Source organism: Agromyces tropicus (assembly GCF_039531345.1).
In the GTDB taxonomy this organism is placed as follows: Bacteria; Actinomycetota; Actinomycetes; order Actinomycetales; family Microbacteriaceae; genus Agromyces; species Agromyces tropicus.
The window spans coordinates 163,743-177,638 of record NZ_BAAAPW010000003.1; the positions used below are offsets into that span (position 1 = coordinate 163,743).

13 protein-coding genes are annotated in these 13,896 nt (G+C 72.7%); 7 read left to right on the forward strand and 6 right to left on the reverse strand.

What is annotated here, in order from left to right:
• Window positions 1–40: 40 nt before the first annotated feature.
• The 3 genes from ABD230_RS11795 to ABD230_RS11805 all read right to left on the reverse strand — a co-directional run bounded on the left by ABD230_RS11795 (window position 41) and on the right by ABD230_RS11805 (window position 3,467).
• The gene (locus tag ABD230_RS11795; RefSeq protein ID WP_344373770.1) at window positions 41–1,276 is read right to left on the reverse strand and encodes an alkaline phosphatase PhoX; all 1,236 of its coding nucleotides are present in this window, start codon (window positions 1,274–1,276) and stop codon (window positions 41–43) included.
• Between the two features lie 301 nt (window positions 1,277–1,577).
• Window positions 1,578–1,907 carry an SPW repeat domain-containing protein gene (locus ABD230_RS11800; RefSeq protein WP_344373772.1) on the reverse strand — a complete coding sequence of 110 codons (330 nt, stop codon included), beginning with the start codon at window positions 1,905–1,907 and terminating at the stop codon, window positions 1,578–1,580.
• Window positions 1,908–2,099: 192 nt separating this feature from the next.
• The gene (locus ABD230_RS11805) at window positions 2,100–3,467 is read right to left on the reverse strand and encodes an NAD-dependent succinate-semialdehyde dehydrogenase (protein WP_344373774.1); all 1,368 of its coding nucleotides are present in this window, start codon (window positions 3,465–3,467) and stop codon (window positions 2,100–2,102) included.
• 214 nt (window positions 3,468–3,681) lie between these two features.
• Here ABD230_RS11805 and ABD230_RS11810 point away from each other — a divergent pair, with 214 nt between their 5' ends.
• The 3 genes from ABD230_RS11810 (at window position 3,682) to ABD230_RS11820 (ending at window position 6,791) form a co-directional block, all read left to right on the forward strand.
• Window positions 3,682–4,932 carry a CaiB/BaiF CoA transferase family protein gene (locus ABD230_RS11810; RefSeq protein WP_344373776.1) on the forward strand — a complete coding sequence of 417 codons (1,251 nt, stop codon included), beginning with the start codon at window positions 3,682–3,684 and terminating at the stop codon, window positions 4,930–4,932.
• The gene (locus ABD230_RS11815) at window positions 4,929–6,131 is read left to right on the forward strand and encodes an acyl-CoA dehydrogenase family protein (RefSeq protein WP_344373778.1); all 1,203 of its coding nucleotides are present in this window, start codon (window positions 4,929–4,931) and stop codon (window positions 6,129–6,131) included. The genes ABD230_RS11810 and ABD230_RS11815 overlap by 4 nt, the downstream gene beginning before the upstream one ends.
• A gap of 195 nt (window positions 6,132–6,326) precedes the next feature.
• On the forward strand, window positions 6,327–6,791 hold the full coding sequence (locus ABD230_RS11820; protein ID WP_344373781.1) for a PaaI family thioesterase: 465 nt from the start codon (window positions 6,327–6,329) through the stop codon (window positions 6,789–6,791).
• A 68-nt stretch (window positions 6,792–6,859) separates the two neighbouring features.
• Here ABD230_RS11820 and ABD230_RS11825 read toward each other — a convergent pair whose 3' ends face one another.
• Window positions 6,860–7,189: a hypothetical protein gene (locus ABD230_RS11825; RefSeq protein ID WP_344373783.1), complete on the reverse strand. Its 330-nt coding sequence runs from the start codon at window positions 7,187–7,189 to the stop codon at window positions 6,860–6,862.
• Window positions 7,190–7,494: 305 nt separating this feature from the next.
• Here ABD230_RS11825 and ABD230_RS11830 point away from each other — a divergent pair, with 305 nt between their 5' ends.
• Genes ABD230_RS11830 through ABD230_RS11845 form a run of 4 tightly spaced genes read left to right on the forward strand, consistent with a single transcriptional unit; the run spans window position 7,495 to window position 10,713 of the window.
• Window positions 7,495–8,310 carry an amino acid ABC transporter substrate-binding protein gene (locus tag ABD230_RS11830; RefSeq protein ID WP_344373785.1) on the forward strand — a complete coding sequence of 272 codons (816 nt, stop codon included), beginning with the start codon at window positions 7,495–7,497 and terminating at the stop codon, window positions 8,308–8,310.
• Between the two features lie 38 nt (window positions 8,311–8,348).
• Window positions 8,349–9,014, forward strand: a complete 666-nt coding sequence (locus tag ABD230_RS11835) for an amino acid ABC transporter permease (RefSeq protein WP_344374356.1) — start codon at window positions 8,349–8,351, stop codon at window positions 9,012–9,014.
• Window positions 9,001–9,861 carry an amino acid ABC transporter ATP-binding protein gene (locus ABD230_RS11840; RefSeq protein WP_344373787.1) on the forward strand — a complete coding sequence of 287 codons (861 nt, stop codon included), beginning with the start codon at window positions 9,001–9,003 and terminating at the stop codon, window positions 9,859–9,861. Before ABD230_RS11835 ends, ABD230_RS11840 begins: the two co-directional genes overlap by 14 nt.
• 60 nt (window positions 9,862–9,921) lie before the next feature.
• Window positions 9,922–10,713: a Pr6Pr family membrane protein gene (locus ABD230_RS11845; protein ID WP_344373790.1), complete on the forward strand. Its 792-nt coding sequence runs from the start codon at window positions 9,922–9,924 to the stop codon at window positions 10,711–10,713.
• A gap of 32 nt (window positions 10,714–10,745) precedes the next feature.
• Here the strand turns inward: ABD230_RS11845 and ABD230_RS11850 are convergent, their stop codons facing one another.
• Complete coding sequence (locus ABD230_RS11850; RefSeq protein ID WP_344373792.1) at window positions 10,746–12,254, reverse strand: FAD-dependent oxidoreductase; 1,509 nt, start codon at window positions 12,252–12,254, stop codon at window positions 10,746–10,748.
• Between the two features lie 141 nt (window positions 12,255–12,395).
• Complete coding sequence (locus ABD230_RS11855) at window positions 12,396–13,859, reverse strand: aspartate aminotransferase family protein (protein WP_344373794.1); 1,464 nt, start codon at window positions 13,857–13,859, stop codon at window positions 12,396–12,398.
• Window positions 13,860–13,896: the final 37 nt, after the last annotated feature.

Consider the following 13,896-nt stretch of genomic DNA (forward strand, 5'->3'; position numbering starts at 1 on the left):
GGCGGGCCGTTCCCGGCCCGCCCCCGCCCAGCGCTGCAGGTCAGCGCGTGGTGATCTTCCACGTCCCGTCCGCGAGCGCCTTGTCCGGGTGCTGCACGTTCAGGTAGAGCGACTTCGGGTCGGTGCCGAAGTAGATGCCCGAGATCTCGGCGCCCGTGTCGACGAGCGACGCGAACTGGTCGACGGAGTCGGCGGCGCCGTCACCGTCGCGGTCCAGGCCGGCGACCCAGACGTCGGAGAGGTAGTTGTCCTCGACGACCCAGAGGCGGCCGTCGGGGCCCTGGGCGAGGTTGTCGGGGTTGTTGAAGCCCGTGACGCCGGCGCCCGCGTCCTCGACCGGGACGTTCAGGCCCTTCTCGACGAACGAGGTGAGCTCCTGGTGCACGAGGTCGATCGCGACGACCCGGTCCTCCGACGTGTTCGCCACGTAGAGGGTGCTGCCGATGACCTCGACGTCCTCCGGGCGGCCGAACTCGGTCGCGGCGACCGCGTTCGCCGCGGCGTCGCCGTCGACCACGACCTGGTCCATGTCGAGCGCGACCCACTCGAACGCCCCGACCTTCTCGTCGTAGGTCGACGAGTCCCACTTCTGCTGCTCGTCGGAGAGGCCCGTGAGCTTCAGCGCGTAGAGCTGCCCGTCGGAGAGGTCGCCGCGCGTGGTCGGCACGAACTTGTAGATCGAGCCGCCGTTGAGCTCGTCGATGACGAACACCGAGCCGTCGGCGAGCGCCTCGATGCCCTCGTGGCGGAGGATGCCGACCTCGCTGCGCTGCTCGATGCGCGTGATGACGGTCGGGTCCTTCGGGTCGAGGAAGGCCTCGAACAGGCGGCCGCCGGCGGTCTCCTCGGCGAAGAGGAGCGTGCCCCACGGGGTCCAGCGCAGGCCGTCGAGGCGGCTCCAGTCGGCGCGCTGCGCGATGCGCTTCGCCTCGCCGGTCTTCAGGTCCACGACGGAGAGCGAGCCGTTCGAGCCCACCTCGTGCGTGCGGTAGAGGTACCGGCCGGCCTGCGGCCCGGTCTCGTTCACCGTGTTCATGTCGGTGAGGTCGTCGGTGCCGCCGTCGTAGAGGTCGAGGACGGTCTCGTCGGCCACGAGGTGCTGGGTGAAGCCCTCGGGGACGACGAAGGGCTCGGCCCAGTCCGAGGACGCCGTGGCGTACGGCGTGCCCGCGATCGGGTCGAAGCCCATGGGGCCGTCGGCGGCCTGGGCGGTGGCGGGGATCATGGCGAGGGCCGTGGCGCAGACGGCCGTGCCGGCGATGGTGCGGAATCGCATGTCGAATCGTCTTCCTGGTCGATCGGTGACGGACGACGCCACGGTAGGCAGCGGCGGTGTCGTCGACATGGCCCGCGGGGTGCGCCATCCGGAGCCGCCGATGAACGGCACGTGGCCGGCATGCGGATGCCGCGGGGCGGCGGCCGCACCGAAGGGCCGTCCGCCTCGTGAGGGCGCGCCGGGGCGCGGACGCGCCCCGGCGCGGGGTCATCCGCTTCGATGGCGTGCGCGGGCGCGCCCGGCCGCGGGCACGGCGGCACCGCGCCCGGTCAGGCCCGCGACCGGCCTGTGATCGCGCGTCTCAGTGGGTGATCGCGTCGTGATGCGCGCGCATCGCGGGACGGATCGCGAGTGCCGCGAGCACCAACGCGATCGTGCCGCAGATCCACGACATCCACGCCGGACCGAACACGTCGGTCTCGACGTAGCGGCCGACCCATGGCGAGATGATCAGCAGCACGCCCAGGCCGCCCTGCACGTACTCCATGGCGACCAGGCCCGGCCATGCGAGGTTCACGAACCCGGAGGCGATGAGCAGGATGCCGAGCACCACCATGATCGGAACCGACGCGCCCATGGGGCTGAGGAAGAACGCCGCACTCGCGACCGCGAGGCCGGCGGCGATCGTCACCCAGTCTTCCCATCGAGTCCACTTCTTCATAGAAACCAACCTCCTCGAGGTGCGGCTCCCATATCTGGGCGTCACTTCAACGGTAGAACCGACCGACCGTCCGGTCAATATGTCCCGTCGCTCCGACGGTCGCGATGCACGACGCGCCCCGCGGCGAGGCCGCGGGGCGCGTCGTGCGTGGTGCCGGGATGCTCAGCCGATGCGGATGAGCTTCTTGTTCACGAACTCGTCGGCGCCGAAGCGGCCGAGCTCGCGGCCCGAGCCGGAGCGCTTGATGCCGCCGAAGGGCAGCTCGGCGCCGTCGGCGAGCACGACGTTCACGAAGACCATGCCGGCCTCGATCTGGTCGGCCACGCGGAGCGCCTGCTCGCGGTCCGTCGAGTAGACGTACGATCCGAGCCCGAACGGGGTGTCGTTCGCGATGCGCACCGCATCGGCCTCGTCGGCGGCGCGGAAGACCTGGGCCACCGGGCCGAAGAACTCCTCCTTCGAGGCGGGGTTCTCGGGGGTCACATCGGTCAGCACCGTCGTCTGGAAGAACGCGCCGTCGCGCGACCCGCCGTGCACGAGCTTCGCGCCGTGCTCGACCGCGCGCTTGACCTGCGAGTCGAGGCCCTCGGCCGCACGCAGCGACGACAGCGGCCCGAGCGCCGAGTCGGCCGACGTCGGGTCGGTCGCCTCGACCTCGGCGATCTTCGCGGTGAACTTCTCGAGGAACGGCTCGTAGAGCTCGTCGATGACGACGAACCGCTTCGCGGCGTTGCACGACTGGCCGTTGTTGTCGAGGCGCGCGTCGACCGCGTTCTGCACGGTGGCCTCGAGGTCGTCCGTCGAGAGCAGGATGAACGGGTCGGAGCCGCCCAGCTCGAGCACGACCTTCTTCAGGTGCTTGCCCGCGATCTCGGCGACGGCCGCACCGGCGCGCTCCGAGCCCGTGAGCGAGACGCCCTGGACGCGCGGGTCGGCGATGACGGTCTCGATCTGGTCGTGCGACGCGTAGACGTTGACGTACACGCCCTCGGGGGCGCCCGCGTCGCGGAAGATCTGCTCGATCGCCGCGGCCGACTCGGGGCACTGCTCGGCGTGCTTCAGCAGGATGGTGTTGCCGATGATCACGTTCGGGCCGGCGAAGCGCGCGACCTGGTAGTACGGGAAGTTCCACGGCATGATGCCGAGCAGCACGCCGAGCGACGAGCGGCGGACGACCGCCGAGCCCTCGCCGTCGAGCAGCGTGATCGGCTCGTCCTTGGTGAACTCCGCCGCGTGGTCGGCGTAGTACTCGTAGATCGCGCCGGCGAAGTCGACCTCGCCGAGCGCCTGCTCGATGGGCTTGCCCATCTCGCGCACGATGATCTCGGCGAGCTCCTGGCGGCGCTCGACGTGCAGCTCGCCGACGCGGCGGACGAGGGCGGCGCGCTCGTCGACGGTGGTCGACTTCGACCACGTGCGGTGCGCCTCGGCAGCGCTCGCGATCGCGGCCTCGAGCTCGGCGTCGGTGATGGTCGGGAACGTCTTGACCGTCTCTCCGGTGGCCGGGTTGACGACGGCGTAGTTCGTCATGGGACTCCTCTGGGTTTTCGGTGCACTCGTCGACCCGGACGGCGACGACGGTGCACGCCGTCTCCAAGCCTAGGCGGACCGCCGGGGAACGCGATCGACGCGGTGGCGGATCGCCGTCGGCCGTTCGACGCACTGTACAACGGGGGCCTCCGGGGGCGTGGGTATCGTGGCGCGGGGGACCGGATGCCGGGACCCACGACGCCGAGGAGGGCGGATGACGGGCGCGGGACGGGACGTGCGGGGGGTGCTCGACGGCATCCGCATCGCCGACTTCTCGCGCGTGCTGGCCGGGCCGTACGCCACGATGCTCCTCGCCGACTTCGGCGCCGACGTCGTGAAGGTCGAACCGCCGACCGGCGACGACACGAGGCACTGGCATCCGCCCGTCGGACCGGACGGCCAGGCCACCTACTTCGGCAGCGTCAACCGCAACAAGCGCTCGGTCGCGCTCGACCTGACGGATGCCGCCGGCCTCGCCGAGGCGCGCCGCCTCGCCGCGACCGCCGACGTCGTCGTCGAGAACTTCCGCCCCGGCGTCATGGCGCGCTTCGGGCTCGCGTACGACGACGTCCGCGCGGCGAACCCCGGCGTCGTCTACTGCTCCATCACCGGCTTCGGCGCGGGCGCCGGCGCCGCGCTCGCCGGGTACGACCTGCTGGTCCAGGCCGTCGGCGGCCTGATGAGCATCACGGGCGAGCCGGACGGCGGGCCGACCAAGGCGGGCGTCGCGCTCGTCGACGTGCTGACCGGGCAGAACGCGGTCGCCGGCATCCTGCTCGGCCTGCGTCGGCGGGACGCGACGGGCGAGGGGTCGCTCGTCGAGGTCACCCTGCTGCAGAGCCTGCTCTCGGCGCTCACCAACCAGGCCGGCGCCGCCCTCGGGACGGGGCGCGCACCGCAGCGGATGGGCAACGCCCACCCGAGCATCGCGCCGTACGCCGTCTTCCGCGCCGCGGACCGCGAACTCGTGATCGCGGTCGGCAACGACCGGCAGTTCCGCACGCTCGCGCGACTCGTCGGGGCGCCCGCCATGGCCGACGACCCCCGCTTCGCCACGAACGCCGACCGGGTCGCGCACCGGGACGAGCTCCACGACGAGCTCGGGCACGCCCTCGCCGACGCGACCGCGACCGCCTGGGTCGGCGTGCTCACGGACGCGGGCGTGCCCGCCGGGCTCGTCAACGACGTCGGCGAGGCGCTCGCGTTCGCCGACGGCCTCGGGCTCCGGCCCGTCGTCGACCTCGACGGCGTGCGCTCGGTGGCCAACCCGATCGGCATCGCCGGGGCGGCCGCCGCCTACCGCACCCCGCCGCCGCGCCTCGACGCCGACCGCGGCGCCGACTGGCGGGCCGACGGCGCCGCGCCGCGGCATCCGCACGACCTCGACCTCGACCTCGACCGCGCCGACGGACGCGCGGACCCCGCGGACCCCGCGGACCCCGCACCGGAAGGAACCGACCGATGACCGACCCCGCCGCCCCGACCGCGCCCCGCATCGACGCCGTCTTCGACCTCGACGCGCTGCTCACCGAGGAGGAACTCGCCTGGCGCGATCGCGCCCGCCGCTTCGCGCAGGAGCGCATCGCGCCCGTCATCGAGCAGGACTTCGAGGACCGGCACTTCCGCCGCGAGCTCGTGCGCGAGGCCGGCGAGCTCGGGTTCCTCGGCATGCACCTCACCGGGTACGGCTGCGCGGGCGCGGGCGCCGTCGCATACGGGCTCGTCTGCCTCGAGCTCGAGGCCGCGGACTCCGGCTGGCGGACCTTCGTGTCGGTGCAGGGCTCGCTCGCGATGAGCGCCATCCACAAGTACGGATCCGAGGCGCAGAAGGAGCGCTGGCTCCCCGGCATGGCGGCGGGCGAGCTCGTCGGCTGCTTCGCGCTGACCGAGCCGCAGGGCGGCAGCGACCCCGCGGCGATGACCACCACCGCCCGCCGCGAGGGCGACGAGTGGGTGCTCGACGGCGCGAAGCGCTGGATCGGCCTCGCCTCGCTCGCAGACGTGGCCGTGGTCTGGGCCAGGGTCGACGACGAGTCCGGCGACGACCACGGCGTCGTGCGAGGGTTCCTCGTGCCGACCGCGACCGACGGGTTCACGGCCACGCCCATCGAGGGCAAGCTCTCCATGCGGGCCTCGGTGCAGTGCGACGTCGCCTTCGACGGCGTGCGGCTGTCGGCCGACGCGATGCTGCCGGGTGCGCGCGGCCTGTCGGGGCCGTTCGGATGCCTCAACGAGGCGCGCTACGGCATCGTCTGGGGCGCCATGGGCGCGGCCCGGTCGTGCCTGGAGTCCGCGCTCGAGCGCTCGACCACCCGGGAGGTGTTCGGCCGGCCGATCGGGGCGAACCAACTCACCCAGGCGAAGCTCGCCGACATGCTCGTCGAGGTCGAGAAGGGCGTGCTCCTCGCGCTGCACCTCGGCCGGCTCAAGGAGCGCGGCGCGCTGACCCCGGCGCAGATCTCGGTCGGCAAGCTCAACTCGGTTCGCGAGGCGCTGCGGATCGCGCACGAGTCGCGCACGATCCTCGGCGGCGACGGCATCACCTCGGAGTTCCCCGTCATGCGGCACGCCGCGAACCTCGAGTCGGTCCGCACCTACGAGGGCACCGACGAGGTGCACCAGCTCGTCATCGGGCGTGCCCTCACCGGCCTCAGCGCCTTCTAGCCCGCACTGCCTCGGGCCGCGCCCGCGCGGCGAGTGGATGCCATCCGCACCGTTCTCGGGCTCGAGCGGTGCATTCGGCATCCACTCGATCGTGGTGAGCGCGCGGGCGGACGGGGCCGTGGGCCGCCGGGTTGTGGGAAGTCCACGACGGACGAGCGGATGCCGCGTGCCGCGCGCCACACTGGAGCGATGCGGATGACCCCTCGACGACTCGCGATCGGCATGAGCCTCTGGGCTCCGAACCTGTTCAGCGGCATCCGGGTGCGGCGCTTCGCGCCGGACTGGACGAGCGCCGAGGTCGCGCTGCACGTCAACGCGTTCACGCGGAACTACGTCAAGACCGCGTTCGGCGGGTCGATGTCGGCCATGACGGACCCCTACTTCTTCATGCTCGTGCGGCACCAGCTCGGCGGCGACTTCGTGGTCTGGGACACGCGCGGCGAGATCGAGTTCGTGAAGCCGGGCCGCGGCGTGCTCACCGCCCGGTTCGAGGTGCCGCGCGAGCGCGCCGAGGAGCTGCGCCGACGCGCGCACGGCGGGGCGAAGGTGCTCGAGTGGTTCGAGACCGAGATCACCGACGCCGACGGCGAGGTCGTGGCCCGGGTGCGGCGTGAGGTGTACGTGCGCGAGAAGCGCCGGGTCACCGCGTCTCGGGCGTGAAACGCGACGAGGCCGGCACCCCGCGGGGTGCCGGCCTCGTGCCGTCCGGCTGCCGGACGGGCATGGGATCAGTTGAGGCCGGGGATGACCAGCCAGCGCTGCTCGAGGACGATCCAGAGCGCGATGAGTGCCAGCGCGATGATCGTCAGGGTCATGCCGAGCCGGCCGCGGGTGATGAGCGCGACCACCAGCACGACGAGCAGGGCGATGCCGAGCACGAGCGAGCCGAACGGGATGCCGGTGAGGAACAGGGACAGCACGAAGAGGCCGGCCACGACGATCTCGATGATGCCGACGACCGTCGAGCCGCCGCGGGCGCGAAGGCGCCAGATTCCGTCGACGAGCGCGAGGACGCCGCCGGCGAGGGCGATGAGCAGGAGCCATGAAAGCGTGATCATTGGGTTCCTTCGATCTCTGCGGGGGTGGAGCGACGAGGGGATCGGCCCCTCGACCGCGCCAGATTAGCGATGCCCGAACGTCCGGCGCCGCCCATTGCGCGGACCGAGCCGAACGGTGTATGCCCGCGCGCGCATGCGACGGGAGATCCGGGCGAACGGAAATGAAATCGGGGGTCATCGGGTTTCATCCCCTGGCCCCGGACGTGCTGGACTCGACCGACGTACCCGACTTCGGGGCCCGACGCCACCACGACCGCCCCGCGACGATGCGCGGGGCGGCGCACGCATGAAACGGAGCACCATCCATGACTCGTCCCCGCACCATCCTCGGCCTCGCCGCCGCATCCGCCGCCGTCGTCGCGCTCGCCGCATGCTCGGGCGGCCAGGCCGGACCGGACGGGACGGCCGACGGGGCCGGCGACGAGTACGGGCTGGTCCAGGCGGGCACCCTGACGGTCGCCACCGAGGGCACCTACCGCCCCTTCAGCTACCACGAGGACGGCTCCGGGGAACTCGTCGGCTACGACGTCGAGGTGGCCGAGGCGGTCGCCGAGAAGCTCGGCCTCGACATCGCCTTCCAGGAGACGCAGTGGGACGCGATCTTCGCCGGACTCGACGCCGGACGGTTCGACGTCATCGCCAACCAGGTCTCGATCACGCCCGAGCGCGAGGAGCAGTACCTCTTCAGCACGCCGTACACCATCTCGCGCGGCGTCATCGTGGTGAACGAGGGCGACACGTCGATCGCCTCCTTCGAGGACCTCGACGGTCGCACCGCGGCGCAGTCCCTCACGAGCAACTGGTACGAGCTCGCGACCGAGTCGGGCGCGCAGGTCGAGGCGGTCGAGGGCTGGGCCCAGGCCGTCACGCTCCTCCAGCAGGGCCGCGTCGACGCCACGATCAACGACCGGCTCACGTTCCTCGACTACGTGAACTCCACGCCCGACGCGGGCATCGAGGTCGCCGCCGAGACCGACGACACCTCGGAGAGCGCGTTCGCGTCCACGCAGGACGGGCAGGCCCTCGTCGACGCGATCGACGCGGCGCTCGCGGAGCTGCAGGCCGAGGGTGTGCTCGCCGAGATCGGCGAGACCTACTTCGGCGCCGACGTCTCCGAGTAGCCTCACGTGCACGTGACCTCCGGAGGGACGTGAGCTTCGTGAACGAGAGCCTCCAGCTCTTCCTCGAGTCGTTCTGGCCGATCGTCTGGGGCGGGGTCAGCGGGACCATCCCGCTGGCCCTCGCCTCGTTCGCGATCGGCCTCGTGCTGGCCCTGGCCGTCGCCCTCATGCGGCTCTCCCGCAACCGGGTCGTGTCGGGCGTCGCCCGCTTCTACATCTCCGTGATCCGGGGAACCCCGCTCCTCGTCCAGCTGTTCGTGATCTTCTACGGGCTGCCCGCGATCGGACTCGTGATCGACCCGTGGCCGAGCGCGATCATCGCCTTCTCGCTCAACGTCGGCGGCTACGCCGCCGAGGTGATCCGTGCGGCGATCCTGTCCGTGCCGCGGGGCCAGTGGGAGGCGGCGTACACGATCGGCATGTCGCCGGCGACGACCCTGCGCCGTGTCATCCTGCCCCAGGCGGCGCGCGTCTCCGTGCCGCCGCTGTCCAACACCTTCATCTCGCTCGTCAAGGACACCTCCCTCGCCTCGCTGATCCTCGTGACCGAGCTGTTCCGGGTCGCGCAGCAGATCGCGGCGTTCAGCCAGCAGTTCATGCTGCTCTACCTCGAGGCCGCACTCGTCTACTGGCTGTTCTGCCTGGCGCTCTCCGGAGGGCAGTCCGCACTGGAGAGGAGACTCGACCGCCATGTCGCCCACTGATCACCGCCCGCCCGACGACGGCCGGCCCGCCGGCGGCCCGCCCGCAGACGGCGCCGACGACCCGCTCGCGCCCCCCGACGCGAGCGACGCCCGCGTGCTGCTCGAGGCCCGCGGCATCCGCAAGTCGTTCGGCGCGAACGAGGTGCTGCGCGGCGTCGACTTCTCGGTCCGCCGCGGCGAGGTCGTGACGCTCATCGGTCCGAGCGGGTCGGGCAAGACCACCGTGCTGCGCTCGCTCAACGGGCTCGAGACACCGGATGCCGGAACCCTGGCATTCGACGGCGGCCCCGAGATCGACTTCGCGACTCCGCCGTCGAAGGCCGACCGGCTCGCGATGCGCGACCGGTCGGCGATGGTCTTCCAGCAGCACAACCTGTTCCCGCACATGACCGTCATCGAGAACGTCATCGAGGGCCCGGTCCGCGTGCAGAAGGTGCCCCGGGCGCGCGCGATCGCCGAGGCCGAGGCGCTGCTCGACCGCGTCGGGCTCGCGGAGAAGCGCGACGCGCACCCGTTCGAGCTGTCCGGCGGGCAGCAGCAGCGCGTCGGCATCGTGCGGGCGCTCGCGCTCAAGCCCGACCTGCTGCTGTTCGACGAGCCGACGAGCGCGCTCGACCCCGAGCTCGTGGGCGAGGTGCTGCACGTCATCAAGGAGCTCGCCGACGAGGGTTGGACCATGGTGGTCGTGACCCACGAGCTGCAGTTCGCCCGCCAGGCGGCCGACGAGGTGCTCTTCATGGACGGCGGCGTCATCGTCGAGCGCGGGGCGCCCGAGCGCATGTTCAGGGCGCCGCGCGAGGAGCGCACGCGCCGCTTCCTCGACCGGCTGCTCCGCCCGCTCGACTGAGCCCGGGCGCGCGGGCGCGCGTCTCGACGGTCGTGGAGGTCGGGCGACTAGCGTGAGCACATGTCCGCGCGCGCCCTCGATCCCGGTGCGCGGGTGGCGAGCGCGGAGACGCCCCCGGTGATGCCGCCGGCGCCGGCGGAGGCGGACGGGCGGGATGCCGTCAGCACGCGGGTGCGCGCGCGGACGACGGCCTCCCGGCGCGCGCTCGGCGGCTTCCGCCTGGCGATCGCCGTGATCGAGATCGTGGCGCTGGTCGGCAACTACCAGTACGTGCTGGAGTTCCCGCTGTTCGCCGCGGTGAACTTCTTCAGCTACTTCACCATCCTGTCGGCCATGCTCGCGGTCGTGACGCTGCTGATCGCGGCCGGATACGCGCTGCGGCAGCATCGCGACCCCCCGTGGCTCGCCGCGCTGCGGACGATCATCACCGTCTACCTGCTCGTGTCCGGCATCGTGTTCGCGCTCATCGCCGTGCAGGCCTCGACGCGCGACTACCGGCTCGAGGTGCCCTGGTCGGACACGCTGCTCCACTTCGTCGTCCCCGTGCTCGCGCTCGTCGCGTGGAGCGTCGACGCCGTCATCGCGGTGAACCCGCCTGTCCCGTGGGCGACCATCGGGTGGGTGCTCGTCTTCCCGTCGGGATGGCTGGTCTACACGCTCATCCGCGGTGCCGACATCGGGTGGTACCCGTACTTCTTCCTCGACGCGAGCCAGGTCGGCGGCGCCGCCGGCATCGCCGCGTACTGCGCGCTCGTGCTGCTGATCTTCGTGGGCATCACGTCGGTGCTCGTCTCGATCCACCGCCGGCTCGCGCTGCGCGGCGTCCGCCGGCGGCTCGCGCGACGCGTCTGAGCCCGTACGCCCGGCGGCGCGCGCCCGGCGGCTCAGCCCGCGGTCGGCGTCGGGCTCGCGTTCGGGTCGGTCGTCGCCGCCGGGGCGAACGGAACGAGGGCCTCGAGCACCTCGGCCATCGCCGCGTCGTCGTCGAGCTCCGCGAGGCGCCGCGCGTGCTGGGCGGCGAGGACGCCCACGAGCACGGCGTGCTCCGGGTCGCCGAGGTCGATCCACGCGGCGACGGTGGGCGTCGCGCCGACGAGGGTGAGCACGTCGGCCGACGCGTCCGATGCGGCATCCGTGTCGGCTGCGGCATCCGCGTCGCGCCAGAACGGCTCGTCGAACGCGAGCCAGACGAGGTCGAGCGCCCCCATGCCGAGCACGCCGATCGCGCGCTGGTGCAGCAGCGGCAGGGGCGGCTCGAACGTGATGGTGTCGGTCTTCAGGACGCCGATCGACGCGGTCACGATGACGCGGTGCTGCCGCAGCGACTCGCCGGTGTCGAGGCGCAGGCTCACGCCCTCGTCGTCGACGGTGATGCCCGTCACGACGCTCGACCCGGCGATCGCGACGCCGTCGCTCAGCCGGGAGATGAGGGGCGCCCAACCGCTCGCGACCCGCGCGGTCGGATGCCACGCGCGGCGGGCGTCGAAGCGCTGCGCGGAGACCCGCGCGGGGACGGCGCCGGTCGTCGGCTCGACGCCCGTCGACAGCGCGTTGACGAGCCAGTCGCGCGGGCTCAGCCCGTCGTCGCCGGGTTCGTCGGAGATCGGGATGGCGCCGGAGCCGATGAGCGCGTCGGTGAGGGACACGTCGGCGGATCGGTCCGCCGCCCAGGCCTGGGCGGTCGCGATCGCCTCCCATCCCGCGTCGGACGGCGGGACCACCGTGCCGTCGGGCGTGCGGTACCCGAGCACCGGGGTGAACGGGGTCGTGACGATCTCCGCCGCGGCGAGCAGCGCGCGCAGCGCGGAGCCGGCGGCCACGAAGGGGCTGCCGAGCTCGATCGGGCCCCCGAAGGCCGCGTCGTCGACGGTCCGGAGCCGCCCGCCCACGGTGTCGCCCGCCTCGACGACCACCACGTCGAACCCGCGGTCGACGAGATCCCGCGCGGCGGCGAGTCCGGCGATGCCGGCGCCGATGATCGCGATGCGGTCGCCCTCCTCCGCACGGTCCGCGATGCGGCTCGCCGCGAGGCGGCCCTCGACGTAGGCGCCGTGCACGGTCCCCGGGGCGTCGGCCGAGGTCGCCTCGCCCGCGATGACGAGCCGGTCCGACACCGGCTGTGCGAGCGTGGCGCGCAGCTCGGCGGTCGCGCCCACGCCGTCGTAGCTGAACGCGCCGCGCATGAACGGGTTCCGGCTCCAGCGCGACCGGCGGAAGGCGGTCGGGGCGGGCACGCCGCCCGGCGTCGGGCTCGGCGTCGGGGTGCGCGTGGGCGTGGGGGTCGGGGTCGGGCTCCCGTCGGTGCACGCGGCGAGCGTGAGCGCCAGGCCGCCCAGCCCGGCGGCGAGGAACGCGCGGCGCGGCATCCCCCCGGCCGGCCCACGTGCGTGCATGTGCCTCAGGCTAGCCGTTCGGGCTGCGGCTGACGCCGACGCCGTGGCGACGCCCGGAAACGCAGGAGATTCCGCGGCATGGGGCCGTGCGAGGCGCCCATGCGCGGAATCTCCTGCGTCAGATGCGGATGCGGCGGCGCGCTACGCGAGCTCGGCGTCGGCGACGTCGAGCGCGGCGTCGATGATGTCGAGGCCGCGGACGAGGTCGGCCTCGCTGATCACGAGCGGCGGCGCGACGTGCATCCGGTTGAAGTGGACGAACGGCCAGAGGCCGGCCTGCTTGCAGGCCGCGGCCACCTTCGCCATCGGCGCGGCGTCCGCCCCGGCCGCGTTGAACGGCACGAGCGGCTCGCGGGTCTCGCGGTCGCGGACCAGCTCGATCGCCCAGAACAGGCCGAGGCCGCGGACCTCGCCGACCGACGGGTGCGTCTCGGCCATCTCGGCCAGGCGCGGACCGACGACCCGGCTGCCGAGGTCGCGCACCCGCTCGAGCAGCCGATCGCGCTCGAACACCTCGAACGTGGCGACGCCGGGTGCGCACGCGAGCGGGTGGCCGGAGTAGGTCAGGCCGCCCATGAACGACACCGTGTCGAAGTGCGAGGCGATGCGCTCGGAGATGACGACGCCGCCGAGGGGCGCGTAGCCCGAGTTCACGCCCTTCGCGAAGGTGATGAGGTCGGGCGTGACGCCGAAGTGGTTCACCGCGAACCACTCGCCGATGCGGCCGAAGCCGACCATGACCTCGTCGGCGATGTAGACGATGCCGTACTTGTCGGCCAGGGCGCGCACGCCCTGCAGGTACCCGGGCGGCGGCACGAGCACGCCGTTCGTGCCGACGACCGTCTCGATGATGATCGCGGCGATCGTCGACGCGCCCTCGAGCGTGATGACCTGCTCGAGGTGCGCGAGCGCGCGCTCGGTCTCCTGCTCGGCCGACTCGGCGTGGAAGGACGAGCGGTACGGGTACGGCCCGAGGAAGTGCGCGACCGACCCGTCGGACGGCTCGTTGCGCCAGCGGCGCGGGTCGCCCGTGAGCGAGATCGCCGTGGCCGTGCCGCCGTGGTAGCTGCGGTACATCGACAGCACCTTGCGGCGACCCGTCACCTCGCGGGCCATGCGCACCGCGTACTCGTTCGCGTCGGCGCCGCCGTTGGTGAAGAACACCTTGTCGAGGTCGCCCGGCGCGACCTCGGCGATGCGGCGCGCGAGCTCGCCGCGCACGTCGTTCGCCATCGACGGCTGGATGGTCGCGAGCCGGCCGGCCTGCTGCTGGATGGCCGCGACGAGGTCGGGGTGCTGGTGGCCGAGGTTGAGGTTGACCAGCTGCGAGCTGAAGTCGAGGTAGGCGTTGCCCTCGTAGTCCCGGAACGTCGCGCCCTCGCCGGAGGCCACGGGGAGCGGGTCGATGAGCGCCTGGGCGCTCCAGGAGTGGAACACGTGGGCGCGGTCGTCGGCGCGCACCTGGGCCTCGCCCGCGGCGTCGGGCAGCGCGTGGCGCGCGCCCTGGCGGTCGACGTACGTGGCCGCGCCCGCGGCATCCGCCGTCGCCTCGGCGACGTCCGTCTCGACGGCGGGAGCCTCGGTCGGGATGAGCGTGTCGGTCATGAGGGTCCTTTCACCCGATGAGGTGACGCGAACCGTC